Here is a 25489-nt window from a genome sequence, read left to right as displayed (position 1 = left end):
CGGAAATAAGTTAGATCAGGGTTTTGCCATGACGCACGAAGGTCGGTTTTACCACCCGGACCGGGTACCACTTGCCACGGATTTCCACTTCTGCGCGGTCGGCGGTAGCCATGGGCACCCGCGCCAGGGCGATCGATTTGCTAAGCGTAGGAGAGAAACTACCACTGGTGATCTCTCCTTCGCCAACATCGGCGATGCGAACCACCTGATGGGCACGCAGCACGCCGCGTTCTTCCAGCACCAGGCCGACCAGTTTGTGCTTCACCCCACCCGCGCGCTCGGCCTCCAGCGCGGTGCGCCCGATGAACTTACGCGACGCCGGCTCCCAGGCGATGCTCCAGGCCATGTTGGCCACCAGCGGTGAAACCTCCTGGTGAATGTCCTGGCCGTACAGGTTCATACCAGCCTCCAGGCGCAAGGTATCGCGGGCGCCGAGGCCGATCGGCGAGATACCCGCGCCTACCAGATCGTTGAAGAACGCCGGGGCCTGGTCGGCCGGCAGGACGATTTCCAGGCCATCCTCACCGGTGTAACCGGTGCGCGCGATGAACCAGTCGCCATCGGCCTGGCCTTCGAAGGGCTTGAGTTGCTGGATCAGCGTGCCGCGCGACTGGGTCACCAGCTCGGCGATCTTGTGGCGGGCGTGGGGCCCCTGGATCGCCAGCATCGCCAGCTCGGAGCGTTCGTGCAGTTGCACCTGGAAAGCGCCCAGTTGCGCCTGCATCCAGGCTATATCCTGGTCACGGGTGGCGGCGTTGACCACCAGCCGGTAACCGGATTCGGTGCGGTAGACGATCATGTCGTCGACGATACCGCCGTGCTCGTTGAGCATGGCGCTGTACAAGGCCCTGCCGGGGCTTTGCAGGCGTTCGACATCGTTGGCCAGCAGGTGCTGGAGCCAGGCCTTGGTCTGGGGGCCGTCGACATCGATCACGGTCATGTGGGATACATCGAAAACCCCGCAATCGCGTCGCACCTGATGGTGCTCCTCGACCTGCGAGCCGTAATGCAGAGGCATATCCCAACCGCCAAAATCGACCATCTTCGCGCCCAGGGCGAGATGAAGGTCATACAGAGGCGTGCGCTGTCCCATGGGTTTCTCCTTCCGGGCGTGGCGAAGGTGCGGGCGGTCGCTGTATGAGCTGGAAGCCTTGAAATAGATGGCTCTCAGATAATTCAAAAGACCCGATCAGAAAGATCGACCGCACCGAATGCCGCGCATTGTAGCCGCAAGGTGTGACACTGGCACCTAACCGATTCGATGAGCGGAGCGTCGGATCAGCCCGATCACCGGCAGCAATCCCACCAGGACCAGGGTCAGGGCCGGCAACGCGGCACGCGCCCACTCGCCCTCGCTGGTCATCTCGAAGATCCGCACCGCCAGCGTGTCCCAGCCGAACGGGCGCATCAGCAAGGTGGCGGGCATTTCCTTGAGCACATCGACGAACACCAACAGCGCCGCGCTCAGGGTGCCGGGCAGCAACAGCGGCAGATACACTTTGAAAAACAGTCGCGGTCCGCTGACCCCCAGGCTGCGCGCCGCCTCCGGCAACGACGGGCGGATCCGCGCCAGGCTGCTTTCCAGCGGCCCGTAGGCCACCGCGATAAACCGCACCAGATAGGCCAGCAGCAACGCCGCCAGGCTGCCCAGCAGCAACGGCTTGCCCGCCCCCCCCAGCCAACCCGACAGCGGGATCACCAGTTCGCGGTCCAGATAACTGAAGGCCAGCATGATCGACACCGCCAGCACCGAGCCCGGCAAGGCGTATCCCAGATTGGCCAGGCTGACGCCGGAACGAATCGCCCGGGTCGGCGCCAGCCGTCGGGCGAACGCCAGCAGCAGGGCCACGCTGACCGTGATCAGGGCCGCCATGGCGCCCAGGTACAGAGTGTGCAGGATCAATCCGGCATAACGTTCGTCGAGGTCGAAACGGCCACGCTGCCAGAACCACACCAGCAGTTGCAGCACTGGGATGACAAAGGCGCAGGCGAACACCAGCGCGCACCAGCTGGTGGCCGCCAGGGCCTTGATGCCATGCAGGTGATACAGCGCCTTGCCTCGCGGCCGCTCGTTACCCGAGCGACTGGCGCCGCGGGCGCGACGCTCGCCGTACAGCACCAGCATCACCGCCAGCAGCAACAGGCTGGCCAGCTGCGCGGCGCTGGACAGGCTGAAGAAGCCATACCAGGTCTTGTAGATGGCGGTGGTGAAGGTGTCGAAGTTGAACACCGCCACCGCGCCGAAGTCCGCCAGGGTTTCCATCAGCGCCAGGGCCACACCGGCACCGATGGCCGGCCGCGCCATGGGCAGGGCCACGCGCCAGAACGCCTGCCAGGGCGTCTGCCCAAGCACCCGCGCGGCTTCCATCAGGCCTTTGCCCTGGGCCAGGAACGCGGTGCGCGCCAGCAGGTACACATAGGGATAGAACACCAGCACCAGAACCAGGATCACCCCGCCGGTGGAACGCACCCGCGGCAGGCGCAGGCCCGTGCCGAACCATTCGCGCAGCAGGGTCTGCACCGGGCCGGAAAAATCCAGCAGGCCGACGAAGACAAAGGCCAGCACGTAGGCCGGAATCGCAAAGGGCAGCATCAGCGCCCAGTCCAGCCAGCGCCTTCCGGGAAACTCGCAGAGGCTGGTCAGCCAGGCCAGGCTCACGCCCAACAGTGTCACGCCGACGCCGACGCCCAGCACCAGGGTCAGGGTGTTGCCCAGCAGGCGCGGCATCTGGGTCTCCCACAGGTGCGACCAGATCTGCTGGTCGATCACCTGCCACGACAGCAGCAGCACGCTCAGCGGCAGCAGCACCAGGGCGGCGACGGCAAAAACCAGCGGGTACCAGCGACGTTGGGCGGGATGGGCCACGAAAGACTCTCGAACGAGATGGATCAATAAAAGGCAATGACAAACCGGTTAAACAAAACGCCCCGCAAAGGCGGGGCGCAGTATAACCAGGGGATCAGTTCCAGCCAGCACGGTCCATCAGGCGAATGGCCTCGGCCTGGCGCTTACCGGCGACTTCCACCGGCAGGGTGTCGGCCACGAACTTGCCCCAGGCGGCCACTTCGGCGGACGGCGGCACGCTCGGGTTGGCCGGGAACTCCTGGTTCACGTCGGCGAAGATCTTCTGCGCTTCCTCGGTGGTCATCCACTCCACCAGCGCCTTGGCGGCTTCCGGATGCGGTGCGTGCTTGGTCAGGCCGATGCCCGACAGGTTGACGTGCACGCCGCGATCGCCCTGGTTCGGCCAGAACAGTTTGACCGGCAGATCCGGCTTCTGCTTGTGCAGGCGGCCGTAGTAGTAGGTGTTGACGATGCCCACGTCGCACTGGCCGGCGCTGATCGCCTCGAGCACCGCGACGTCGTCGGAGAACACGTCGGTGGACAGGTTGTTGACCCAGCCCTTGACGATTTCTTCGGTTTTCGCCGCGCCATGGGTTTCGATCAGGGTCGCGGTCAGCGACTGGTTGTAGACCTTCTTCGCCGTGCGCAGGCACAGGCGGCCTTCCCACTGCTTGTCAGCCAGGGCTTCGTAGGTGGTCAGTTCGGACGGTTTCACCCGCGCGGTGGAGTAGGCGATGGTCCGCGCCCGCAGGCTCAGGCCGGTCCAGGCGTGCGAGGCGGCGCGGTATTGCAGGGGGATGTTGGCCTTGATCACCTTGGAGTCGAACGGCTGCAGGATACCCATCTGCTCGGCTTGCCACAGGTTGCCGGCATCGACGGTGAGCAGCAGGTCGGCGGTGGCGTTCTCGCCCTCGGCCTTGATCCGCTGCATCAGCGGCGCTTCCTTGTCGGTGATGAACTTCACCTGGACCCCGGTTTTCTGGGTGTAGAGATCGAAGACCGGCTTGATCAACTCGTCGATACGCGAGGAGTAGACCACCACTTCGTCGGCTGCCTGGACAGTGCCGCCAATGAGGGTGAGGGCCAGGGCGGTCAGTAGACGCTTCGGTGCCAACATGGGAGCGGTCTCTCGAAATCAAAGGGGGACTAAATGATAAGGACTACTATTTAGCTTCTCAAACTGAACCGGAGCCCGAGGCGTTACGAGATGTTGCTGAGGCATCGCCAGCGTGGGTTAAGAGCAGACGCGCGCCCACACATGTCCGCGCGGCCCCTGCGGGAGCCGCCGGTTGAGCGGTTCGACTACTCGCGATAGCGGTCAGGCCTTGGCCAGTTCCGGCAGGTCTCCACTGAGGCCCAACGCCTGGCGCACGAACAGCGCCTTGGCCTCGGGCATCTGGTCGACCATTTTCAGCCCGGTATTACGCAACCAGCGCAGCGGCAGAGGATCGGCCTGGAACAGCCGTTCGAAGCCTTCCATCGCCGCCATCAGTGCCAGGTTGTGCGGCATGCGCCGCCGCTCGTAACGGCTGAGCACCTTGGTGTCGGCCAGGCGTTCGCCACGGCTGGCCGCCTGCAGCAGCACCTCGGCCAGCACCGCGGCATCGAGGAAACCCAGGTTGACCCCCTGCCCGGCCAGCGGATGGATGGTATGGGCCGCGTCGCCGATCAGGGCCAGGCCTTGCGCCACGTAACGCTTGGCATGGCGCTGGCGCAAAGGCACGCAGAGCCGCGGATCGGCGCTCAACACCGCGCCCAGGCGGCCTTCGAAGGCGCGTTCCAGCTCACGGCAGAAGTCGCTGTCGTCCAGCGCCATCAGGCGTTCGGCCTCGCTGGGCGTGGTCGACCAGACGATCGAACACCAATCGTGCAGCCCGTCGCGCTCCAGCGGCAGGAACGCCAGCGGGCCGTTGTCGGTGAAACGCTGCCAGGCGGTCCTCTGGTGCGGCTCGGCGCAGCGCACGCTGGTGACGATGGCGTGGTGCAGGTAATCCCATTCGCGGGTAGCGCAGCCGGTCAGGCGCCGCACCGCCGAATTGGCGCCGTCGGCGGCGATTACCAGCGGGGCGCGCAGGCTGCGGCCATCGGCCAGGGTCAGCAGCCAGTCGTCGCCGGAACGGCGCATCTGCTCCAGGCGGGCATTGGCCAGCAGGCCGATGTCGCAGTTGTGCAGACGCTCCAGCAGCGCGTCCTGGACCACGCGATTTTCCACGATGTGGCCCAGCACCTCGGCATGCACGCTGGCAGCCGAGAAGTGAATCTGCCCGGTGCCGCTGCCATCCCAGACCTGCATCTCGGCATACGGGCTGCTGCGCCGCCGGGTCACCCCTTCCCAGACACCCAGGCGCTCGAGAATCCGCTGGCTGGCCACCGACAATGCGCTCACCCGCGGCTCGAACGGTGCTTCGTCGTCGAAGGGCTTGACCTTCAGCGGGCTGCCATCGAGCAGCAGCACTTCCAGGCCGCTGTCCTGCAACGCCAGCGCCAGGGCGCTTCCGACCATTCCGGCCCCGACAATCAGCAGATCTGCACGCATTTCCATGCTTTAAGCCTGTCTCGCTTGCGGCTTGAGCCGCACGTAAAGGGTTTTGTCGAACCGCGCTACCTGGCTGCCGACACTGTGCTGGATTTCCATGCCCGGTCGCGGGCTCAACCACTCACGCATCGGGACGGGTACCCAGGCCCATGGCTTGCCGCGCGAACCAGCGTTTGGCCGGTGGCAACAGGTCCAGGCCCAGCAGCCCGATATTGCGTCCCAGGGACACCAGCGGCAGCTTGCTGCCGAACAGCCGGGTGACCTGGTCGGAGAAGCCCACGGTCAGGTCCTGGTCCAGGCGCTGCCGCTCGCGGTAGGCCTGCAAGATACTGAAGTCGCCCGGCGGCGTCGGGCTGACCAGCAAGGCATCGGCCAGCGCCTGGGCGTCGCGCAACGACAGGTTGAAACCCTGCCCGGCAATCGGGTGCAGGCTATGGGCGGCGTTGCCCAGCACCACCAGGTGAGGACGCACCTGCTCCTCGGCCTCCACCAGCGCCAGCGGGTAAAGATGCCGCGCGCCGACCTGTTTCAGGGTTCCCAGGCGATAACCGAATACCCCCTGCAATTCGCTGAGGAAGCTGCGTTCGTCCAGCGCGGCCAGGCGCTGCGCGTCCATGCCCAGGCGGGTCCAGACCAGTGCGCAGCGGTTGTCCGGCAGCGGCAGCAGGGCCATCGGGCCGTCGTCGGTGAAGCGCTCGAAGGCCATGCCGTTATGGGCTTCGCTCGGGGTGATATTGGCGATCAGCGCGCTCTGGTTGTAGGGGCGCTTTTTCACCCCGATCCCCAGTTGCTCGCGCAGCCCGGAGCGACCGCCGTCGGCCAGTACCGCCAGTTCGCAATCCAGGCTGGTTTCATCGTTGAGGGTCAGGCGGTAGCCGTCTTCCAGCGGCTCCATGCGCATGACCTCGGCCGGGCAGCGCCAGCTCACCACGTCCTTGTCCAGCCCCTGCCACAGGCATTGGCCGAGCCAGGCGTTTTCCACCACATAACCCAGGGCGGGAACACCCTCTTCCATGGCCGACAGCCGCGCGGTGGAAAACCGCCCACGGTCGGAGACATGGATCTGTTTGATCGGCTCGGCGCGGCGGGAGATTTCCTGCCACACACCCAGCCGTTGATAGATCTGCCGCGCACCGAACGACAGCGCCGAAGAACGCGCATCGTAGCTGGGCTGATAGGTATCGCCCGGAGCGAACGGCTCGATCAGCACGATCTTCCAGCCACGTTCCTTGGCGCCGGCCTGCAAGGCCAGGGCCAGGCTGGCACCGACCAGGCCACCGCCAATGATCGCCAGATTGACCCGGTTCATGCTGCGTGGCTCCGGGCGGCGGCCATCAGGGCCTCGATCTCGGCCACGGTCTTGGGCACGCCACCGGTGAGAATTTCACAGCCTTGCTTGGTTACCACCACGTCATCCTCGATGCGCACGCCAATGCCGCGCCATTTCTTCGCCACGTTCTGATTGTCCGGCGCGATGTAGATGCCCGGCTCGACCGTCAGGGCCATGCCGACTTCCAGCACCCGCCATTCGCCGCCGACCTTGTACTCGCCGACGTCATGCACATCCATGCCCAGCCAGTGGCCGGCGCGGTGCATGTAAAACGCCTTGTAGGCTTCGCTGGCGATCAACTCGTCCACCTCGCCTTCGAGCAGACCCAGCTTGACCAGCCCGGCGGTGATCACCCTGACGGTCGCCTCATGGGCCTGGTTCCAGTGCTTGTTCGGCGCGATCTCGGCAAAGGCGGCTTCCTGGGCGGCCAGCACCAGCTCGTAGATCGCCTTCTGCTCGGCGGAAAACTTGCCGTTCACCGGCCAGGTGCGGGTGATATCGCTGGCATAACAATCAATCTCGCAACCGGCGTCGATCAGCACCAGATCGCCGTCCTTGAGCAACGCGTCGTTCTGCTGGTAATGCAGGATGCAGCTGTTGCGCCCGGCGGCGACGATCGAGCCGTAGGCCGGCATCTTCGCCCCGCCCCGGCGGAACTCGTAGTCCAGCTCGGCTTCCAGGCTGAACTCGTACAGGCCGGCGCGGCTGGCCTGCATGGCCCGGATATGGGCCTGGGCGGAAATCCGCGCGGCCTCGCGCATCACCTTCACTTCCGCCGCCGATTTATACAGGCGCATGTCGTGCAGCAGATGATCCAGGGCAACGAATTCGTTCGGCGGCTGGGCGCCCAGGTGCGCCTTGGAGCGGATCACGTTGATCCATTCCATCAGGTGGCGATCGAACTCGGGGTTGCTGCCCATGGCCGAATACACCCGGTCACGGCCTTCGATAAGGCCCGGCAGGATGTCGTCGATATCGGTAATGGGGAAGGCATCGTCGGCGCCGTAATCGCGGATCGCGCCCTCCTGGCCAGCCCGCAGGCCGTCCCAGAGTTCGCGCTCGGCATTACGCTCGCGGCAGAACAGGATGTACTCGCCATGCTCGCGACCGGGCATCAGCACGATCACCGCCTGGGGTTCGGGGAAACCGCTGAGGTACTGGAAATCGCTGTCCTGGCGGTAGACATGCTCGACGTCGCGGTTGCGGATCGCCACCGCGGCAGCCGGCAGGATCGCGATGCTGTTGGGTTCCATCTGCGCCATGAGCGCCTTGCGGCGGCGGGTGTATTCCGATTTCGGGATATGGATCATGGGCAGACGGATTTCCCTATCGCGATCAGTGCAGAGAAGGCTTGGCGGCCGGTTCAACCGTCTTGTTGGTCTCGGTGAACAGCAGCAGCGGGGCGACCCGCAGGTATTCCATCACTTCCATGTAGTCGCTTTCGCCGTCGTCGGACTCTTCCAGCGCGTCCTGTACCTGGGCGATCGCCGCCAGGTCCTGCAGCACTTCCGTGGCCTCGGTGCTCAGGGCACTGCTGTCGCGGGAGTTCAGGCCGAAGCCGGTGAGGAAACCCTGGCACCACTGACCCAGGGCCGCGGCGCGCTCGGCCAGCGGGGCGTCGTCGGTGGGCAGCAGCAGGACGACGGTCATGTCGTCGCTGGTCAGCTCGCCCTTGACCATTTCCTGCAGGCCGATCAAGGCGTTGCGAACATTGTCCTGCGGCTCGCCTTCGAGCAGCTCGGCGGCGTCGATCAGCCAGCCGTCGACTTCGAAGCCGGCGCCGGCGCAGCTGCGACCCAGCAACAGGCCATGCAATTCGGCGGGCGAGACAGGGTGACCGCTGCTGCTGAGCAGGGTGGCGAAGGCGTTGTACGGGGAATTCTGAATGGGCATGGGTAGCTAGGCGCCAAGCGGCGCAATGTCTAGAATGGAGGCCTTGTATCCTAGCATCGGCAGACGCGCCAAGACCATCGAGGCCGTCAACTCGTTTGCCCAGGCAGTTGCCACTCATCAGACAAATCCAGTGGGATCCAATGGAAGACACCGATCTGCAAGCGCTGATGGCTAGACTCGAACTGCTAATTGGCCGGGTCGAGCAACTAAAGAGTCAAAACGCACTCTTATTAGCTCAGGAAAAGACTTGGCGCGAGGAACGCGCGCACCTCATTGAAAAAAACGAAATCGCCCGGCGTAAGGTCGAATCGATGATTTCGCGCCTCAAGGCCCTGGAGCAAGACTCATGAGTTCAAGCAATAGCGTTACTGTGCAGATCCTCGACAAAGAGTATTCGATCATCTGCCCCCAGGAAGAACGTAGCAATCTGGTGAGCGCCGCCCGGTACCTGGATGGCAAGATGCGCGAGATCCGCAGCAGCGGCAAAGTCATTGGCGCCGATCGTATCGCGGTGATGGCCGCCCTCAATATCACCCACGATCTGCTGCACAAGCAGGACCGCCCTGACGTGCAAGCCAGCGGTTCGACCCGCGAACAGGTGCGCGACCTGCTCGAGCGCGTGGATCTGGTGCTCGCCACCGACACCGATACAACCAAGGCTGATTCCTGAGGGTGGTTGCGGTATAATCCCCACCACTCCCTGGGGTGCTTGCCAGTTGGCGATGTCCCTGAGCCGATTCGCACTACCCTGGAAGTTGCACGTTGGGCCGGTGTGCATGTCCGCTAGACGGAAAGCCTTAACGCCTACTGCATCTTCCGCCTTGAACTTTCGGGTTCAAGGGCTAAGTCGACAGCGGTTCATCCGGGGAGCCTGAATTCCAGACCAATGCCAGCTATGCAAATAGCTGGCATTGTTTTTTTGGGGCTCCGTTTTTTTCGGCTCTGTTTTTTTCGATCAGGGGTTATTTGGTACGCTGTCCTGCCGTACCCCTCCCGGACCCGAGCGACCATGACCGAACCGGCGCCGCTTTCCCGCCCGCAACTTCGACGCATACTGCGCAAAGCCCGCCGCGCCCTCACCGCCAGCGAACAACGCCAGGCCTCTCGTGCGCTGTATCGGCAACTGGCGCAGCATCCGCTGTTCCGCCGCGCCAGGCACATCTCCCTTTACCTGCCCATGGACGGTGAAATCGACCCGCGCCCGCTGCTGCTTGCCGCGCAACGCCGGGGCAAGGCGACTTATCTGCCGGTGCTCAGCGCCTGGCCACGGACCAAGATGGTGTTTCAGCGGGTTCGCCCCGGGGAGAAACTGCGCCCCAACCGCTTCCGCATTCCCGAGCCACGGGTGAGCCTGGCCCGGCAACGCAAGGTCTGGGCCCTGGACCTGGTGCTGTTGCCGCTGGTCGGCTTCGATGAGGCGGGTGGACGCCTGGGAATGGGCGGTGGTTTCTATGATCGCAGCCTGGCCTATCTGGCGCGGCGCAAAAGCTGGCGCAAGCCGACGCTACTGGGGCTGGCCCACGAATGTCAGAAAGTCGCGAAACTGGATCAGGCGAGCTGGGACGTACCGCTGCAAGGAACGGTGACTGACAAGAAATGGTATTTCGCGAAATAGGCGCCACCAGGAGAAAGCGGCGCCTTGGAAGGAATCAACGCTTGTAAGGCTGCTGCTGTTGCGCGAGCTCGACCGGTGCGTCGGTCTTGTTGGCCCACAGGCTCTGCGCATAACCGGTTGTCACTACGCCCAAACCGAACAAAATAACCAAAATCCATAGTAAATCCGGTTTGCGTTGCATCGATTGCCCCCCTCAGGCAAATCCCACACGATGACAGCGACGGTTTCCATAACAGGCCGTGCAGCAGCGTCAAGCTTAAAATCCCGGCATTCTGCGATAAGGTGAACCGACACGCAAATGCTGACGTCAACCGACTGTCGGTTTGTCATAAAATTGCCCGACAACTTGCCCACGTCCCTCTGGAGAGCACAGAAAATGGCCTATTGGCTGATGAAATCCGAACCGGAAGAACTCTCGATCGAGGGCCTGGCGCTCAAGAAACAGGCGCGCTGGGACGGCGTACGCAACTACCAGGCACGAAACTTCCTGCGCAGCATGGCGGTGGGTGACCAATTCTTCTTTTATCACTCCAGCTGTCCCGAACCGGGCATCGCCGGGATTGGCCGGATCATCGAGGCCGCCTACCCCGACCCGACCGCCCTGGAACCGGAAAACCCGCATTTCGATCCCAAGGCCAGCGCCGAGAAAAATGCCTGGAGCGCCGTCGATGTCGCCCATGTCGAAACCTTCCCCAAGGTGCTGCGCCTGGATTATCTGAAGCAGCAAACTGCCCTCGCCGAGCTGCCCCTGGTGCAGAAAGGCAGCCGGCTGTCCGTGATGCCAGTGACCGCCGAACAGTGGGCGGCAGTACTCGTGCTGCGCTGAACAGGCCGCAATCGATACTCAGGCAGGCATCCCGCGCACATCGTACTAGGCTTGCCCGTTCAGTTGACGGACATCAAGTCGCCCAGCGGCTTGAGCCGCCAGACTAGGACGCTATAGCCGCAGGGATGCCCCCCCAATGCCGACGAATCACCGCTCCTCCCGCCTTTTTGCCTTCGCCCTGCTGGCATTGCTGCTGATCGCGGGCGGCTTTGGTTACTGGAAATCCACCCTGGACCGCCTGCCCGAAGGCCTGAGCATGGGCAACGGCCGGCTTGAAGCCACCGAAGTGCAGATCGCCAGCAAGACGCCCGGACGCCTGGCCGAAGTGCTCGTCGACGAAGGCGACAAAGTGTCCAAGGGCCAATTGCTGGCCCGCATGGACACCCGCACCCTGGAGGCCCAGCGCGCCCAGGCCGAGGCCGACGTGGTGCGCACCCGGGAAAACCTCGCGGCGGCCGAAGCCAATGTGCATCTGCGCCAGAGCGAACTGCTGCTGGCCAACCAGGAACTCAAGCGCTCCCGGGAACTGTTCAACCGTGGTTACGCCAGCCAGCAGATCATCGACCAGCAGCAGGCGCGCCTGAACACCGGCAACGCCGCCGTCCAGGCAGCCCAGGCCCAGGTCGCCGCAGTGCGCGCCGCCATTGGCTCGGCCAAGGCCATGGTCGCCCAGCTGACCAGCGAGATCGACGACAGCAGCCTGCGCGCGCCCATCGACGGCATCATCCAACTGCGTCTGGCTGAACCGGGCGAGGTGCTGGGCGCCGGCGGCCGGGTGTTGCTGCTGATCGACCCGAGCGACCAGTACATGAACCTCTACCTGTCCGCCTCGGTGACCGGCCGCCTGGCTGTCGGCAGCGAGGCACGGATCCTGCTCGACGCCCTGCCTGATCAGCCGCTGCCGGCGAAGATCAGCTTTGTCGCGGCCAAGTCCCAATTCACCCCCAAGGAAGTGGAAACCCGCGATGAGCGCCAAAAACTGGTGTTCCGCGTCAAGCTGCGGCTGACCCAACCCAGCGCCGTACCGCAGGCCAAGCCGGGTATGCCCGGCGCCGGTTACGTGCGTACCGCGACCGTGGCCTGGCCGGCCAACCTGCAATGAACGAACTGGCGCTGCAGGCCACGGGCATCAACCACCGTTATGGCTCGCAACAGGCCCTGGTCGACCTCGCCTTCAGCCTGCCCGGCGGCACCCGCTGCGGATTGATCGGCCCGGATGGCGCCGGCAAGTCGAGCCTGCTGGGCTTGATCGCCGGGGTGAAGAAGCTGCAGCAGGGCCAACTGCAGGTGCTCGGCGGCTCCATCGAGCAACGCCGCCATCGCAACAGCCTGTACGCGCGGATTGCCTTCATGCCCCAGGGCCTGGGCGGCAACCTGTATCCCGAGCTGTCGATCGAGGAAAACATCCGCTTCTTCGCCACCCTGTTCGGCCTGTCGAAGACCGAATGCGAACAGCGCATGCACAACCTGTTGCTGGCCACCGACCTGCTGCGTTTCGCCGAACGGCCCGCGGGCAAGCTGTCCGGCGGGATGAAGCAGAAGCTCGGGCTGTGCTGCGCATTGATCCATGAGCCCGACCTGCTGATCCTCGACGAACCCACCACTGGCGTCGATCCGCTGTCCCGCCGGCGCTTCTGGGAACTGGTGGACGAGGTTCGCCGCCAGCGCCCGCAACTGACACTGCTGGTGGCCACCGCCTATATGGAGGAAGCCGAGCAGTTCGAGCACTGCCTGATGCTCGACCGCGGCCGGCTGATTGCCCAGGGCTTGAGCCGGGAACTGGCCATCGCCACGCCCAGTGGCAAGCTCGACGATGCCTTCACCCACTTTCAAGGCGACAGTGGGCACGACAACCAGCCGCTGGTGATCCCGCCAAGAACCACGGACAACCAGCAAATTGCTATCGAAGCCCATGAGCTGACCCTGCGTTTCGGCGACTTCACGGCCGTGAACAAGGTCAGCTTCGCCATTGGCCGGGGTGAGATTTTCGGCTTTCTCGGCTCCAACGGCTGCGGCAAGACCACCACCATGAAGGTCCTGACCGGGTTGATGCCGGCCACCGAGGGCAGCGCCAAACTGCTGGGCAACCCGGTGGACGCCAGGGACCTGGCCACCCGCAAGCGCGTGGGTTTCATGTCCCAGAGCTTTTCGCTGTACGGCGAACTCAGCGTGCGCCAGAACCTGGTGCTGCACGCCCGGCTGTTCGACCTGCCCAAGGCCGAGAGCGGCCCGCGGATCGAAGAGTTGATCCGCCGCTTCGCTCTCCAGGAGATCGCCGACCAACCCTCCGGCGCCCTGCCCCTGGGCTTGCGTCAACGCCTGTCCCTGGCGGTGGCGGTGCTGCACCGTCCGGAAGTGTTGATTCTCGACGAACCGACCTCGGGCGTGGACCCGGCGGCCCGCGACGACTTCTGGCGGCTGTTGATCGAGCTGTCGCGGGAACAGGGGGTAACGATCTTCCTGTCCACCCACTTCATGAACGAAGCCCAGCGCTGCGACCGCATCTCGCTGATGCACGCCGGCAAGGTACTGGCCTGCGATACACCGGCCGCCCTGCAGCAACAGTTCGCCGGCGAAACCCTGGAAGCCGCTTTTGTCCGCTGCCTGGAAGACGCCCAGGGCACGCCGGAACCTGCTCCCCCGGCGACCGCCCAGCCCGAAGTCAGCAGCGCCATTCACAGCGACAGTCGGCATTTCAGCCTGGCGCGCCTGGTCGCCGTGGCCACCCGCGAAGGCAAGGAGCTGTTGCGCGACCGGGTGCGCCTGGGCTTCGCCTTGCTCGGGGCGCTGTTCATGATGGTGATCTTTGGCTACGGCATTTCCCTGGACGTGGAAAACCTCGCCTTCGCCGTCTACGACCAGGACCAGACCCCGCAAAGCCGCGCCTACCTGGAAGCCTTCCGCAGCTCCCGCTACTTCAAGGAGCAGCAGCCGATCCGCGACGCCGCCGAACTGCATCGGCGCCTGCAACGCTCGGAGATCAAGCTGGCCCTGGAGATTCCCCCCGGTTTCGGTCGCGACCTGTACGCCGGGCGCCAGCCCGCGGTGGCTGCCTGGCTCGACGGCGGCATGCCGTTTCGCGCCGAGACCAGCCGCAACTATGTCGAGGCGGTGCATCAGGCCAATATCGAATTGCTCGCCGAACACAGCAGCCCGGCCCTGGGGCGAGCACCCGCGGCCCGGCTGGAAACGCGCTTTCGCTACAACCAGGACGTGGTCAGCGTGAATGCCATCGGCCCCGGGGTGATGGCGCTGATCCTGGCGTTCATCCCGGCGATGCTCACGGCGCTGGGCATCGTGCGCGAGAAGGAGCTGGGTTCGATCACCAACTTCTACGCCACGCCACTCAAGCGCCTGGAGTTTCTCCTGGGCAAACAGGCGCCCTACCTGGGCCTGAGCCTGATCAACCTGGCGCTGCTGGTGGCGATGAACCGCTGGCTGTTCGGCGTGCCCTTCAAGGGCAGCGGCCTGACCCTGGCCTTCGGCGGCCTGCTGTATGTGCTCGCCACCACCAGCCTGGGCCTGCTGATTTCCGCGTTCACCCGTACCCAGATCGCGGCGATCCTCGGCACCATGATCATCACCAGCCTGCCGACCATCCAGTTCTCCGGGCTGATCGTGCCGCGCTCGTCGCTGGACGGCGCCGCGGCGCTGATGGGGCAGCTGTTCCCCGCCGGTTACTTCCTCGACATTGCCGTCGGCACCTTCACCAAGGCCCTGGACCTGCGCCAGCTGTGGCCGCAGTGCCTGGCGCTGTTCGGGTTCTTCCTCGGGTTCACCGGGCTGAGCCTGGCGATGCTGAAAAAACAGGAGGCCTGATGCACCGGTTCAGCCACATCCTGCGCCTGGGCCTCAAGGAGCTCACCAGCCTGCGACACGACAGCGTGTTGCTGCTGTTTCTGCTGTACGCCTTCACCGTGGCCATCTACATGCCGGCGGCCGGTTCGGTGATCGGCGTGCACAACGCCAGCGTGGCGCTGGTGGACGAAGACCACAGCCAGCTCTCGCGCCAGCTGGCCGAGGCCCTGCAACCACCGGAATTCCAGAGCCCGGTGCAGTTGCCCTACGACCAGTTGGACCAGGTCCTGGACAACGGCCAGTTCACCTTCGTCATCAATGTGCCGGCCAACTTCCAGAGCGATCTGCTGGCCGGGCGCCAACCCAGCGTGCAAGTGAATGTCGACGCCACGGCCATGAGCCAGGCCTTCATGGGCGCCGGTTATATCGGGCGGATTTTCCAGCGTGAACTGCTCAACTACAGCCAGGCCGACCCGGCGAGCCGGATGCCCGCACTGCTGACCAGTCGCGCGCTGTTCAACACCAATCTGCAGGGCGGCTGGTTTCTCGCGGTGATCCAGATCGTCAACAACATCACCATCCTGGCCATTGTCCTGACCGGCACGGCGCTGCTACGCGAACGCGAGCACGGCACCCTCGACCATCTGCTGGTGCTGCCGCTGACGGCCCTGGAGATCATGCTGGCGAAGATCTGGAGCAACATGCTGGTGGTGGTGCTCTGCACCTGGATGTCGCTGGAGGTGATCGTCAAGGGCGTGCTGGGCGTGCCGCTGGCCGGCTCGTTGGCGCTGTTCCTCGCGGTGACCGGGCTTTACCTGTTCGCCAGCACCGCGCTGGGGATCTTTCTCGCCACGCTGGCGCGTTCGACCCCGCAATTCGGACTGCTGGCGATTCCGGTGATCATCCCGATGTTGCTGCTGTCGGGCGGCAGTACCCCGCTGGACAGCATGCCCCAGTGGCTGCAATGGGTGATGCAGGGCTCGCCGTCGACCCACTTCGTCAGCCTCAGCGCCGCGATTCTGTTTCGCGACGCCGGCATCGAGGTGGTCTGGCCAGACCTGCTGGCCCTGGCAGTGATCGGCCTGCTGTTCTTCGGCATCGCCTTGGCGCGGTTCCGCAAGAGCCTGGCGTCCTGAGGTTGCCTCAGGGTGCCAACTTGCAGGAGCGAGCTTGCTCGCGATCAGCCGCCAGGCTGAAATGCGGCGGAGCTTGCAATATCGCTATCGCGAGCCAGCTCGCTCCTACAGATCCAGCATTACTGGATGATCAGGTTGTTGAACAGCAGGTCTTCCACCACCGGCTTGCCGGTTTCGTCGTTCATCACCTGCTGGGTCTGCTTCAGGGCTTCCTGGCGCAGTTTTTCCTTGGCTTCGACGTTGTTCATGGTTTCCGTGGTCTGCTGGGCGAACAGTGCCACCAGCTGGTTGCGGATCAACGGTTCGTTGGCCTTCACCGCCTGGGCGGCGGCATCGCCGGTCACCCGCAGGGCGACGTCGGCCTTGTAGACCTTGAGCTTCGGGCCACCATCCAGACCGTAGTTGCCCACGAACGGCGGGTTCAGGCTGATGTAACTGACTTTCGGTGCTTCGCCCTCTTTGGCTTCCTCGGCCATGGCTGCCATTGGCAGAGACAGGGCCAGCATCAACATGATCCACGCTTTCACAGTTCGCTCCTTATCCGGTAGGCGGTCTAGCATAAAGGCCCCTGCGCCCGTGCCCAAGCACAAAGCTTATGGCTGGCTATCAGGCCGGGGCATGCTCGTTGACCGCGTTATTCACCCACCTACACTTATCGGCCATCACTCCCAAAGGAATAGCCCTGATGAAAGCCGTGCTGTGCAAAGCCTTCGGCCCCGCCGAAACGCTGGTGCTGGAAGACGTCGCGAGTCCTGTGCCGAAGAAGAACGAGATCCTGCTGCAGGTGCACGCGGCCGGGGTGAACTTCCCGGACACGCTGATCATCGAGGGCAAATACCAGTTCAAGCCGCCCTTTCCGTTCTCGCCCGGTGGCGAGGCCGCGGGGGTGGTCGGCGCCGTCGGCGAGAAGGTGGGCCACCTCAAGGTCGGCGACCGGGTCATGGCGCTGACCGGCTGGGGCAGCTTTGCCGAGGAAGTGGCGGTACCGGGCTACAACGTGCTGCCGATTCCACCGTCGATGGACTTCAACACCGCCGCCGCCTTCAGCATGACCTACGGCACCTCGATGCATGCCCTCAAGCAACGCGGCAACCTGCAGCCGGGTGAAACCTTGCTGGTGCTCGGCGCTTCCGGCGGTGTCGGCCTCGCGGCGGTGGAAATCGGCAAAGCCATGGGCGCCCGGGTCATCGCCGCCGCCAGCAGCGCCGAGAAACTCGCGGTGGCCAAGGCCGCCGGCGCCGACGAATTGATCAACTACAGCGAAACCAGCCTGAAGGACGAGATCAAGCGCCTGACCGACGGCCAGGGCGCCGATGTGATCTACGACCCGGTCGGCGGCGACCTGTTCGACCAGGCCATCCGCGCCATCGCCTGGAACGGCCGGCTGCTGGTGGTGGGTTTCGCCAGCGGGCGCATTCCCGAACTGCCGGTCAACCTGGCGCTGCTCAAGGGCGCTGCGGTGATCGGCGTGTTCTGGGGTTCGTTCGCCCAGCGCCAGCCCCAGGACAACGCGGCGAACTTCCAGCAGCTGTTCGGCTGGTTCGCCGAAGGCAAGTTGAAACCGCTGGTCTCGCAGGTCTACCCGCTGAGCAACGCCGCCAGCGCCATCAACGATCTTGGCCAGCGCAAGGCGGTGGGCAAGGTGGTGGTCCAGGTTCGCTGAACCTCCCCCTTTTCTTTATGTAGGAGCGAGCTTGCTCGCGATAGCGGTGTGACAGTCGACTTCATTGCTGACTGTCGGATCGCCATCGCGAGCAAGCTCGCTCCTACACAGAAGCATCAGGTACGTCCTCCACTTATCTTTAAGCGACATGTTCGTAAAAGAACATGCAAATGCTCCTGCGTTGCGTGCCCCCAGATAAGATGCAGTGCTATTTTCGGTAACGAAACTGTAACATTCGCATCCGCAGTCAAAACAAGAAATTTGGAGCTCTTGAATGTTTGCTTTCTTTCGACCTGCCGCACATCAGGCGCCCCTGCCTGACGAAAAAATAGACAGTACCTACCGCCGCCTGCGCTGGCAGATCTTCGCCGGGATCTTCATCGGTTACGCCGGCTACTACCTGCTGCGCAAGAACTTCTCCCTGGCCATGCCGTACCTGATCGAAGAGGGTTACACCCGCGGTCAGCTGGGCCTGGCCATGTCGGCGATCGCCATCGCCTACGGCCTGTCCAAGTTCCTCATGGGCCTGGTGTCCGACCGCTCCAACCCGCGCTACTTCCTGCCCTTCGGCCTGTTGGTGTCGGCCGGGGTGATGTTCATTTTCGGTTTCGCGCCCTGGGCCACGTCCAGCGTGACCATGATGTTCATCCTGCTGTTCATCAACGGCTGGGCCCAGGGCATGGGCTGGCCGCCAAGCGGACGGACCATGGTGCACTGGTGGTCGCAGAAGGAACGCGGCGGCGTGGTTTCGGTATGGAACGTGGCGCACAACGTCGGCGGCGGCCTGATCGGCCCGCTGTTCCTGCTCGGCATGGGCTGGTTCAACGACTGGCACGCGGCGTTCTACGTCCCGGCCGCCGTGGCCCTGATGGTGGCGCTGTTCGCCTTCGTCACCATGCGCGATACCCCGCAATCGGTCGGCCTGCCGCCGATCGAGAAGTACAAGAACGACTACCCGGAAGGCTACGACGCCAGCCACGAAGAAGAATTCAGCGCCAAGGAAATCTTCGTCAAATACGTGCTGCGCAACAAAATGCTCTGGTACATCGCCATGGCCAACGTCTTCGTCTACCTGCTGCGCTACGGCGTACTCGACTGGGCGCCAACCTACCTCAAGGAAGCCAAGCACTTCACCGTGGATAAAACCTCGTGGGCGTACTTCTTCTACGAGTGGGCGGGGATTCCGGGCACGCTGCTGTGCGGCTGGATGTCGGACAAGATCTTCCGCGGCAACCGTGGCCTGACCGGCATGGTGTTCATGGCCCTGGTGACCGTGGCGACCCTGGTGTACTGGCTGAACCCGGCCGGCAACCCGACCATCGACATGATCGCGCTGTTCTCCATCGGCTTCCTGATCTATGGCCCGGTGATGCTGATCGGCCTGCAGGCCCTGGAACTGGCGCCGAAGAAAGCCGCCGGCACCGCTGCGGGCTTCACCGGTCTGTTCGGTTATTTGGGTGGTTCGGTCGCGGCCAGCGCGGCGATGGGCTACACCGTGGACCACTTCGGCTGGGACGGCGGTTTTGTCCTGCTGGTAGGCGCCTGCCTGCTGTCGATGGCCTTCCTGGCCCCGACCCTGTGGCACAAACAGGTCGCCAGCCAGAGTCGCGAAGCCATTGCCTAATGGGTGGCTGACTTACAGCGCTTGAGCCGCGCCTCCAGATTACGGTCTGGCATGGCGTGGCTACGCAGGGCGTGCACGGTCTGCTCGACATAATCGCGAGTAGTGCCGTAGCGCCCGCAGGCGTTTTCAAATACCTGGCTCAGCACATGGTCCGGCAGGTTGCCGGCATAGCTGGGCAGGTGTCGCTCCAGAACGAACCCCAGGGCCTGAACCCGGCTACCGTCTTCAAGACGGCAGTTGAGCCAGTGCGGGCGATAGGACGGGTATGGCATCTCGCGCTGCCACAGCGCATACAGCGAGGTTTCCAGCTGCTCTTGCGGCAGGCGGTAGGCGAAGCCACTGCAGGAACCGCCACGATCCAGGCCAAAGACCAGCCCCGGCTTCTCCGGCGTGCCACGGTGCTCGTGGGACCACAGGTACAGACCGCGATGGTAGCCATGCACCCGCCCGCGCATGCGCTCGACCGCCGAACATTCAGGACGCCAGATCAGCGAACCGTAGGCAAACAGCCAGACCGGCCCGCCCTTGTGGCGCGCCATGGTGGACTGCATCGAGCTGAGAAGCTGTTCGTGGGTGAGCTGCGGCCCCAGGTCGAGCCGCGGAGGGTAAGCCAGATTCAAAAAACTGGATTCAATGGCTGTCATGGCGAATAGCGTTCGGCTCCCCGCGTATAAAGAATTACTTAATAGAACGCACGGCTGTAACTCCAAGACACATATGTTTCAAGGCAAGTTAAGTGCCATCGAAGAGTTTTAACTTTCAATAATGCGTGACATATAACCTACCGGTATTTATCTAATTAAATAAATACCGATGGGCTATATAGGAAGTTATAACGAGGGACAGCCCCGAGAACTCAGGACCGAGGGGCGTAGGCAAATACATCGGCGCGCATCTGGTGCGCATCCATGCCCGCTTCGACCAGCGCGTCGAGGGTCGCGTAGATCATCGCAGGCGAGCCGCTGGCGTAGACATGCACCGCCGACAGGTCGGCTATATCCTCGCTCACCGCCTCGTGCAGCATGCCGCAGCGCCCTTCCCAGCCACAGAGGTCGCTGACCACCTTGTGCAGGAACAGGTTGGGCAGCTTTTTCCATTCGTCCCAGTGTTCGATCTGGTAGAAGTCGTCCGGCCGGCGCACGCCCCAGTACAGGTGCACCGGGTATTTGAAGCCCTTGGCCCGGCAATGCTCGATCAGGCTGTGCATCTGCGCCATGCCGGTGCCAGCGGCGATCAGCACCAGCGGCCCGTCCGGCAGCTCGGCCAGGTGGGTATCGCCAAACGGCAGCTCGACGCGCACGTTGCCATTGCGCTGCAACTGTTCGATCAGGCTTTGTGCACTGCTTTCGCGCACCAGTACGTGCAGCTCCAGATCGCGCCCGGCGTGCGGCGCCGAGGCCAGGGAGAACGCCGACTTCTCGCCATTCTCCCGCTCGAGCATCAGGTACTGGCCAGCGTGATAACGCGGTGGCTTGCCGGCGGGCGCCCGCAGGCGGACCCGCCAGACATCGCCGCCGATTTCCAGACACTCGGTGACCTGACACGACAGACTGCGCACCGGCAGCTCTCCCAGCGCAAGGACGCCATCCCACAGCACGATGCAGTCTTGCAGCGGCTCTGCAATGCAAGTGTAGAACTCGCCATGATCGCGCACCTCGCCGGCCTGTAGGACGCGGCCCTCCACCAGCAGGGCGCAGCACACATGACAGTTGCCATTGCGGCAGCTTTGCGGGCATTCATAGCCCAGGCGCCGCGCCGCATCGAGAATCCGCTCGCCGGGCAGCGTCTCAAGCACCGCTCCGGAGGGCTGCAAGGTTACACGCATCAATCTATTCCTAACTGATTCCAGATGGCATCGATCCGGCGGGTCACTGCCTCATCCTTGACGATCACCCGGCCCCACTCGCGGGTGGTTTCACCGGGCCATTTATGCGTGGCATCGAGCCCCATCTTCGAGCCCAGGCCGGAGACCGGCGAGGCGAAGTCGAGGTAGTCGATCGGCGTGTTATCGATCATCACCGTATCGCGCTTGGGGTCCATGCGCGTGGTAATGGCCCAGATCACGTCGTTCCAGTCGCGCGCGTTGATATCGTCGTCAGTGACGATAACGAACTTGGTGTACATGAACTGTCGCAAAAACGACCAGACACCGAGCATTACCCGCTTGGCGTGGCCGGGGTACTGCTTCTTCATGGTCACCACCGCCATGCGGTACGAGCAGCCTTCGGGCGGCAGGTAGAAATCGGTGATTTCCGGGAACTGTTTCTGCAGGATAGGCACGAATACTTCGTTCAGCGCCACGCCGAGAATCGCCGGCTCATCCGGCGGACGACCGGTGTAGGTACTGTGGTAGATCGGCTTGATCCGGTGGGTGATGCGCTCGACGGTGAACACCGGGAAGCTGTCGACTTCGTTGTAGTAGCCAGTGTGGTCGCCATACGGGCCTTCATCGGCCATCTCGCCCGGATGGATCACCCCTTCCAGGATGATTTCCGCAGTGGCCGGCACTTGCAGGTCGTTGCCGCGGCATTTCACCAGCTCGGTGCGGTTGCCCCGCAGCAGGCCGGCGAAGGCGTATTCGGAGAGGCTGTCCGGCACCGGCGTCACGGCGCCGAGGATGGTCGCCGGATCGGCGCCCAGGGCCACGGACACCGGGAACGGCTGGCCCGGGTGCTTCTCGCACCATTCGCGGTAATCCAGCGCGCCGCCACGGTGGCTCAACCAGCGCATGATCACCTTGTTGCGGCCAATCACCTGCTGGCGATAGATACCGAGGTTCTGCCGGTCCTTGTTCGGCCCCTTGGTGACGGTCAGGCCCCAGGTGATCAGCGGACCGACATCGCCCGGCCAGCAGGTCTGCACCGGCAGCATCGCCAGGTCGACGTCATCGCCTTCGATGACCACTTCCTGGCAGATCGCGTCCTTGACGACTTTTGGTGCCATGGAAATGATCTTGCGAAAGATCGGCAGCTTCGACCAGGCATCCTTGAGCCCCTTGGGTGGCTCGGGCTCCTTGAGGAACGCCAGCAGCTTGCCGATTTCCCGCAGTTCGCTGACCGCCTCGGCGCCCATGCCCAGCGCCACGCGCTCCGGGGTGCCGAACAGGTTGCCCAGCACCGGAATGTCGTAGCCGGTGGGATTTTCAAACAGCAGGGCCGGACCTTTGGCACGCAAGGTGCGATCGCAGACCTCGGTCATTTCCAGCACTGGGGACACCGGAACCTGGATGCGCTTGAGTTCGCCGCGCTGTTCCAGACCGCTGATAAAGTCGCGCAAGTCGCGATACTGCATGCGTGAGCCTCGTTTTGGCCGTGGCGTTCGGGGCTGGCAGTTTAGCGCCGAACCCGACTGTTCAGAACAGTGAACTGCCGTTCATCAATAATCGGATAGCAAAAAGCCGGGTTTCCCCGGCTTTTGCGGTCCCGCTCGACTTACTTGCGTTTCATCGACAGGAAGAACTCATCGTTGGTCTTGGTCTGTTTCAGCTTGTCGACCAGGAACTCGATGGCGGCGACTTCATCCATCGGATGCAGCAACTTGCGCAGGATCCACATGCGCTGCAGCTCGTCGTCGGCAGTCAGCAACTCTTCGCGGCGGGTGCCGGAACGGTTGATGTTGATGGCCGGGAATACACGCTTCTCGGCGATCTTGCGGTCCAGGGGCAGCTCCATGTTGCCGGTACCCTTGAACTCTTCGTAGATCACTTCGTCCATCTTCGAGCCGGTCTCGACCAGCGCCGTGGCGATGATGGTCAGCGAGCCGCCTTCTTCGATGTTCCGCGCGGCGCCGAAGAAACGCTTCGGTTTTTCCAGGGCGTGGGCATCGACACCACCGGTCAGCACCTTGCCGGAGCTCGGGATCACGGTGTTGTAGGCACGGGCCAGACGGGTGATGGAGTCGAGCAGGATCACCACGTCTTTCTTGTGTTCGACCAGACGCTTGGCCTTCTCGATCACCATCTCGGCAACCTGCACGTGGCGGGTCGGCGGTTCGTCGAAGGTGGAGGCGACCACTTCGCCGCGCACGGTGCGCTGCATCTCGGTCACTTCTTCCGGACGTTCGTCGATCAGCAGCACGATCAGATGAACTTCAGGGTTGTTACGGGTGATGTTCGACGCGATGTTCTGCAGCATGATGGTCTTGCCCGCTTTCGGCGGAGCAACGATCAGGCCGCGCTGGCCTTTACCGATCGGGGCGCACAGGTCGATGACACGACCGGTCAGGTCTTCGGTGGAGCCGTTGCCGGCTTCCATCTTCATGCGCACGGTCGGGAACAGCGGCGTCAGGTTTTCGAACAGGATCTTGTTCTTCGCGTTCTCGGGACGATCGTAGTTGATCGTGTCGACCTTCAGCAGTGCGAAGTAACGCTCGCCTTCCTTTGGAGGGCGGATCTTGCCAACGATGGTGTCACCGGTGCGCAAGTTGAAACGACGGATCTGGCTCGGGGAGACGTAGATATCGTCTGGGCCGGCCAGATAGGAGGCGTCGGAGGAGCGAAGAAAGCCGAAGCCGTCCTGGAGGATCTCCAGCACGCCATCACCGGAGATTTCCTCGCCGCTTTTAGCGTGCTTTTTCAGCAGGGAGAAAATCACGTCCTGCTTGCGCGAACGGGCCATATTTTCTATGCCCATCTGTTCGGCCAATTCGAGCAGTTCGGTAATCGGCTTTTGCTTGAGTTCAGTCAGATTCATATAGGAATGACGTAATCATTTATGGAGGGGGGAAATTAAGCTTTTGGCTTAATGATGCCGCGCCGCGGAGAAGGCGACAGGATCGCGTACTTATTCGAAAAGGAGAGCGTCGGCGACGGCTTGCAGGGGGCAGAGGAGAAACCAGTGCGGGGCCGAATGTAACACCTGAGTTTCTGAGCGTCTAGCCCTGAATAATGAAAAAGCCCCGCTATTTACGGGGCTTTTTTGATGCGATTTACAACGACACTTAGATGTTGGCGTCGAGGAACGCAGCCAGTTGCGACTTGGACAGTGCGCCGACCTTGGTGGCTTCGACGTTGCCGTTCTTGAACAGCATCAGCGTCGGGATACCACGCACGCCATGCTTGGCCGGGGTTTCCTGGTTTTCGTCGATGTTCAGCTTGGCAACGGTCAGCTTGCCTTTGTAGGTTTCAGCGATTTCGTCCAGGACCGGAGCGATCATTTTGCATGGGCCGCACCACTCAGCCCAGTAGTCGACCAGTACAGCGCCTTCGGCCTTGAGTACGTCAGCCTCGAAGCTAGCGTCGCTAACGTGTTTGATAAGATCGCTGCTCATGGAAGTCTCCAGGTTGTAAGCAAAAAAACGTGGCCCATCATAGCCGCCCTTCCCGCGTTCAGGAAGCCGGAGTTGATTGACTCTCGCTATGGTGCCCGATGAGTTTGGGTATAGCTCAACTGGAAACTATGCGGGGGTAACAAAGGCGATTCCGGTGCGCAACGCCGCGCCACGCACATGCTCCTGCATGGCCTTCTGCGCCGCCCCAGAGGCATGCCGGGCCAGCCCGCGGAGGATCTTGCGGTGCTCCTGCCAGGTTTCCATGGCCCGCTCGGGCCGGATGAACGGTAGCTTCTGGCTCTCCAGGAAGATCTCGGCGCTGGTACTGAGAATGCTCACCATTGCCTGATTGCCGCTGGCTTGCAGGATCTTCTGGTGAAACTCGAAATCCAGCCGCGCCGCCGCCTCGAAATCCGCCGCCCGCAGCTCGTTGCGCATGGCCTCGACATTATCCTGCAGCGCATCCAGCTCGTCGGCGGTCAGGGTCACGGCCGCCAGCCCCGCGGCGAAGCCTTCCAGGGCGTAACGCAGCTGAAAGATGTCCGTCGGCGACGCCTGGGCCGCGAACGGCCAGCTCAGCCCCGCGCCATTGACCGGCAATTCCGCGGCCTGCACGAAAACGCCTTTGCCAGGCTGCACGCTGATCACGCCCAAGGCGCTCAAGGACGACAGCGCCTCGCGCAATGAAGCCCGGCTGACCCCCAGCTGTACGGCCAGATCGCGCTGCGACGGCAGCGCATCGCCCGGGCCGAAGCCGCGCTCGTTGATCAATTGGCGGATGGCTTGCAGCGCCACCTCGGGTACGGCGCGGGAGATCGAGTTCATAGAATGCAGGCTGGCCGGTCCAGGAAAAGGCTAGTTGTAAAGCTATTCGCCGAGCCCGGCAAGTCGTGCCCCAAGGGGGTTCGGGCGCATCGCCGGACGCTCGATAAGGGGGCAGAAACGCCATCAACTG

24 protein-coding genes, 1 other RNA gene and 1 pseudogene are annotated in these 25489 nt (G+C 63.4%); 10 read left to right on the top strand and 16 right to left on the bottom strand.

Features of this window, described 5'->3' with window-relative positions; translation table 11 throughout:
• Positions 1–10 precede the first annotated feature (10 nt).
• The 8 genes and pseudogenes from gcvT to BM019_RS18955 form a co-directional block, all read right to left on the bottom strand.
• Entirely contained in the window at positions 11–1093 is a 1083-nt protein-coding gene (gene gcvT, locus BM019_RS18985) for a glycine cleavage system aminomethyltransferase GcvT (protein ID WP_092419286.1), read from the bottom strand.
• Between the two features lie 156 nt (positions 1094–1249).
• On the bottom strand, positions 1250–2866 hold the full coding sequence (locus BM019_RS18980; protein ID WP_085532916.1) for an ABC transporter permease: 1617 nt from the start codon (positions 2864–2866) through the stop codon (positions 1250–1252).
• Positions 2867–2960: 94 nt separating this feature from the next.
• Complete coding sequence (locus tag BM019_RS18975; RefSeq protein ID WP_062824291.1) at positions 2961–3962, bottom strand: extracellular solute-binding protein; 1002 nt, start codon at positions 3960–3962, stop codon at positions 2961–2963.
• Between the two features lie 201 nt (positions 3963–4163).
• Entirely contained in the window at positions 4164–5381 is a 1218-nt protein-coding gene (locus tag BM019_RS18970) for a 2-octaprenyl-3-methyl-6-methoxy-1,4-benzoquinol hydroxylase (RefSeq protein WP_175510689.1), read from the bottom strand.
• Positions 5382–5390: 9 nt separating this feature from the next.
• Positions 5391–5492, bottom strand: a pseudogene (locus tag BM019_RS31225) (tetrameric acyl-CoA thioesterase); the annotation flags it as partial.
• Between the two features lie 10 nt (positions 5493–5502).
• The gene (gene ubiH / locus BM019_RS18965; protein ID WP_092419283.1) at positions 5503–6690 is read right to left on the bottom strand and encodes a 2-octaprenyl-6-methoxyphenyl hydroxylase; all 1188 of its coding nucleotides are present in this window, start codon (positions 6688–6690) and stop codon (positions 5503–5505) included.
• On the bottom strand, positions 6687–8021 hold the full coding sequence (gene pepP / locus BM019_RS18960) for a Xaa-Pro aminopeptidase (protein WP_092419280.1): 1335 nt from the start codon (positions 8019–8021) through the stop codon (positions 6687–6689). The genes ubiH and pepP overlap by 4 nt, the downstream gene beginning before the upstream one ends.
• A gap of 25 nt (positions 8022–8046) precedes the next feature.
• Positions 8047–8604 (bottom strand): YecA/YgfB family protein, encoded by a 558-nt coding sequence (locus BM019_RS18955; protein ID WP_007926743.1) that lies wholly within the window; start codon positions 8602–8604, stop codon positions 8047–8049.
• A gap of 140 nt (positions 8605–8744) precedes the next feature.
• Here BM019_RS18955 and BM019_RS18950 point away from each other — a divergent pair, with 140 nt between their 5' ends.
• From BM019_RS18950 to BM019_RS18935, 4 genes are all read left to right on the top strand, one after another.
• Positions 8745–8954 carry a TIGR02449 family protein gene (locus BM019_RS18950; RefSeq protein WP_007911197.1) on the top strand — a complete coding sequence of 70 codons (210 nt, stop codon included), beginning with the start codon at positions 8745–8747 and terminating at the stop codon, positions 8952–8954.
• Positions 8951–9274 (top strand): cell division protein ZapA, encoded by a 324-nt coding sequence (locus BM019_RS18945; RefSeq protein ID WP_007926742.1) that lies wholly within the window; start codon positions 8951–8953, stop codon positions 9272–9274. Before BM019_RS18950 ends, BM019_RS18945 begins: the two co-directional genes overlap by 4 nt.
• A 24-nt stretch (positions 9275–9298) precedes the next feature.
• Positions 9299–9477: non-coding RNA, 6S RNA (gene ssrS / locus BM019_RS18940), on the top strand.
• Positions 9478–9613: 136 nt separating this feature from the next.
• Complete coding sequence (locus BM019_RS18935; protein ID WP_092419277.1) at positions 9614–10219, top strand: 5-formyltetrahydrofolate cyclo-ligase; 606 nt, start codon at positions 9614–9616, stop codon at positions 10217–10219.
• Between the two features lie 34 nt (positions 10220–10253).
• Here BM019_RS18935 and BM019_RS30830 read toward each other — a convergent pair whose 3' ends face one another.
• Complete coding sequence (locus tag BM019_RS30830) at positions 10254–10400, bottom strand: hypothetical protein (RefSeq protein WP_007926740.1); 147 nt, start codon at positions 10398–10400, stop codon at positions 10254–10256.
• 195 nt (positions 10401–10595) lie between these two features.
• On the opposite strand from BM019_RS30830, the gene BM019_RS18925 reads away from it, so the two are divergent.
• The 4 genes from BM019_RS18925 to BM019_RS18910 all read left to right on the top strand — a co-directional run bounded on the left by BM019_RS18925 (position 10596) and on the right by BM019_RS18910 (position 15979).
• Positions 10596–11045 (top strand): EVE domain-containing protein, encoded by a 450-nt coding sequence (locus BM019_RS18925; RefSeq protein WP_092419275.1) that lies wholly within the window; start codon positions 10596–10598, stop codon positions 11043–11045.
• A 136-nt stretch (positions 11046–11181) separates the two neighbouring features.
• On the top strand, positions 11182–12147 hold the full coding sequence (locus BM019_RS18920) for an HlyD family secretion protein (protein ID WP_085532906.1): 966 nt from the start codon (positions 11182–11184) through the stop codon (positions 12145–12147).
• Entirely contained in the window at positions 12144–14864 is a 2721-nt protein-coding gene (gene rbbA / locus BM019_RS18915; protein ID WP_092419272.1) for a ribosome-associated ATPase/putative transporter RbbA, read from the top strand. The genes BM019_RS18920 and rbbA overlap by 4 nt, the downstream gene beginning before the upstream one ends.
• Positions 14864–15979 (top strand): ABC transporter permease, encoded by a 1116-nt coding sequence (locus BM019_RS18910; RefSeq protein ID WP_092419269.1) that lies wholly within the window; start codon positions 14864–14866, stop codon positions 15977–15979. The genes rbbA and BM019_RS18910 overlap by 1 nt, the downstream gene beginning before the upstream one ends.
• Before the next feature lie 119 nt (positions 15980–16098).
• On the opposite strand, the gene BM019_RS18905 is transcribed toward BM019_RS18910, so the two are convergent.
• A complete protein-coding gene (locus tag BM019_RS18905) occupies positions 16099–16506 on the bottom strand; it encodes a flagellar basal body-associated protein FliL (RefSeq protein ID WP_007926735.1) in 408 nt (135 codons plus the stop codon).
• A gap of 158 nt (positions 16507–16664) precedes the next feature.
• Between BM019_RS18905 and BM019_RS18900 the strand changes: the two genes are divergently transcribed.
• Both BM019_RS18900 and glpT read left to right on the top strand, forming a co-directional pair.
• Positions 16665–17642 carry an NADPH:quinone oxidoreductase family protein gene (locus tag BM019_RS18900; protein WP_092419266.1) on the top strand — a complete coding sequence of 326 codons (978 nt, stop codon included), beginning with the start codon at positions 16665–16667 and terminating at the stop codon, positions 17640–17642.
• A 274-nt stretch (positions 17643–17916) separates the two neighbouring features.
• Complete coding sequence (gene glpT / locus BM019_RS18895) at positions 17917–19266, top strand: glycerol-3-phosphate transporter (RefSeq protein WP_007926732.1); 1350 nt, start codon at positions 17917–17919, stop codon at positions 19264–19266.
• On the opposite strand, the gene BM019_RS18890 is transcribed toward glpT, so the two are convergent.
• The 6 genes from BM019_RS18890 to BM019_RS18865 form a co-directional block, all read right to left on the bottom strand.
• A complete protein-coding gene (locus BM019_RS18890) occupies positions 19263–19910 on the bottom strand; it encodes a gamma-glutamylcyclotransferase (protein WP_007926730.1) in 648 nt (215 codons plus the stop codon). The genes glpT and BM019_RS18890 overlap by 4 nt on opposite strands.
• Before the next feature lie 212 nt (positions 19911–20122).
• Positions 20123–21091, bottom strand: a complete 969-nt coding sequence (locus BM019_RS18885) for a CDP-6-deoxy-delta-3,4-glucoseen reductase (RefSeq protein WP_092419263.1) — start codon at positions 21089–21091, stop codon at positions 20123–20125.
• A complete protein-coding gene (gene ubiD, locus BM019_RS18880; RefSeq protein ID WP_053263060.1) occupies positions 21091–22557 on the bottom strand; it encodes a 4-hydroxy-3-polyprenylbenzoate decarboxylase in 1467 nt (488 codons plus the stop codon). Before ubiD ends, BM019_RS18885 begins: the two co-directional genes overlap by 1 nt.
• Before the next feature lie 140 nt (positions 22558–22697).
• A complete protein-coding gene (gene rho, locus BM019_RS18875) occupies positions 22698–23957 on the bottom strand; it encodes a transcription termination factor Rho (RefSeq protein WP_007926725.1) in 1260 nt (419 codons plus the stop codon).
• Positions 23958–24204: 247 nt separating this feature from the next.
• Positions 24205–24534, bottom strand: coding sequence for a thioredoxin TrxA (trxA, locus tag BM019_RS18870; RefSeq protein ID WP_003206727.1), 330 nt, complete (start codon positions 24532–24534; stop codon positions 24205–24207).
• 126 nt (positions 24535–24660) lie between these two features.
• Entirely contained in the window at positions 24661–25359 is a 699-nt protein-coding gene (locus BM019_RS18865; protein WP_009046126.1) for a FadR/GntR family transcriptional regulator, read from the bottom strand.
• Positions 25360–25489: the final 130 nt, after the last annotated feature.

The organism is Pseudomonas sp. NFPP07 (assembly GCF_900115645.1).
Lineage (GTDB): Bacteria > Pseudomonadota > Gammaproteobacteria > Pseudomonadales > Pseudomonadaceae > Aquipseudomonas > Aquipseudomonas chlororaphis.
This window is presented reverse-complemented; position numbering and strand designations above follow the sequence as displayed.

Coding starts and splice junctions, on each gene's coding strand:
- rho (WP_007926725.1), bottom strand. CDS start 23,957: ATGAATCTGACTGAACTCAAGCAAAAGCCGATTACCGAACTGCTCGAA.
- BM019_RS18970 (WP_175510689.1), bottom strand. CDS start 5,381: ATGCGTGCAGATCTGCTGATTGTCGGGGCCGGAATGGTCGGAAGCGCC.
- BM019_RS18910 (WP_092419269.1), top strand. CDS start 14,864: ATGCACCGGTTCAGCCACATCCTGCGCCTGGGCCTCAAGGAGCTCACC.
- BM019_RS18920 (WP_085532906.1), top strand. CDS start 11,182: ATGCCGACGAATCACCGCTCCTCCCGCCTTTTTGCCTTCGCCCTGCTG.
- BM019_RS18955 (WP_007926743.1), bottom strand. CDS start 8,604: ATGCCCATTCAGAATTCCCCGTACAACGCCTTCGCCACCCTGCTCAGC.
- ubiD (WP_053263060.1), bottom strand. CDS start 22,557: ATGCAGTATCGCGACTTGCGCGACTTTATCAGCGGTCTGGAACAGCGC.
- BM019_RS18950 (WP_007911197.1), top strand. CDS start 8,745: ATGGAAGACACCGATCTGCAAGCGCTGATGGCTAGACTCGAACTGCTA.
- ubiH (WP_092419283.1), bottom strand. CDS start 6,690: ATGAACCGGGTCAATCTGGCGATCATTGGCGGTGGCCTGGTCGGTGCC.
- BM019_RS30830 (WP_007926740.1), bottom strand. CDS start 10,400: ATGCAACGCAAACCGGATTTACTATGGATTTTGGTTATTTTGTTCGGT.
- BM019_RS18900 (WP_092419266.1), top strand. CDS start 16,665: ATGAAAGCCGTGCTGTGCAAAGCCTTCGGCCCCGCCGAAACGCTGGTG.
- BM019_RS18865 (WP_009046126.1), bottom strand. CDS start 25,359: ATGAACTCGATCTCCCGCGCCGTACCCGAGGTGGCGCTGCAAGCCATC.
- rbbA (WP_092419272.1), top strand. CDS start 12,144: ATGAACGAACTGGCGCTGCAGGCCACGGGCATCAACCACCGTTATGGC.
- BM019_RS18945 (WP_007926742.1), top strand. CDS start 8,951: ATGAGTTCAAGCAATAGCGTTACTGTGCAGATCCTCGACAAAGAGTAT.
- trxA (WP_003206727.1), bottom strand. CDS start 24,534: ATGAGCAGCGATCTTATCAAACACGTTAGCGACGCTAGCTTCGAGGCT.
- BM019_RS18890 (WP_007926730.1), bottom strand. CDS start 19,910: ATGACAGCCATTGAATCCAGTTTTTTGAATCTGGCTTACCCTCCGCGG.
- glpT (WP_007926732.1), top strand. CDS start 17,917: ATGTTTGCTTTCTTTCGACCTGCCGCACATCAGGCGCCCCTGCCTGAC.
- BM019_RS18935 (WP_092419277.1), top strand. CDS start 9,614: ATGACCGAACCGGCGCCGCTTTCCCGCCCGCAACTTCGACGCATACTG.
- BM019_RS18925 (WP_092419275.1), top strand. CDS start 10,596: ATGGCCTATTGGCTGATGAAATCCGAACCGGAAGAACTCTCGATCGAG.
- pepP (WP_092419280.1), bottom strand. CDS start 8,021: ATGATCCATATCCCGAAATCGGAATACACCCGCCGCCGCAAGGCGCTC.
- BM019_RS18975 (WP_062824291.1), bottom strand. CDS start 3,962: ATGTTGGCACCGAAGCGTCTACTGACCGCCCTGGCCCTCACCCTCATT.
- gcvT (WP_092419286.1), bottom strand. CDS start 1,093: ATGGGACAGCGCACGCCTCTGTATGACCTTCATCTCGCCCTGGGCGCG.
- BM019_RS18885 (WP_092419263.1), bottom strand. CDS start 21,091: ATGCGTGTAACCTTGCAGCCCTCCGGAGCGGTGCTTGAGACGCTGCCC.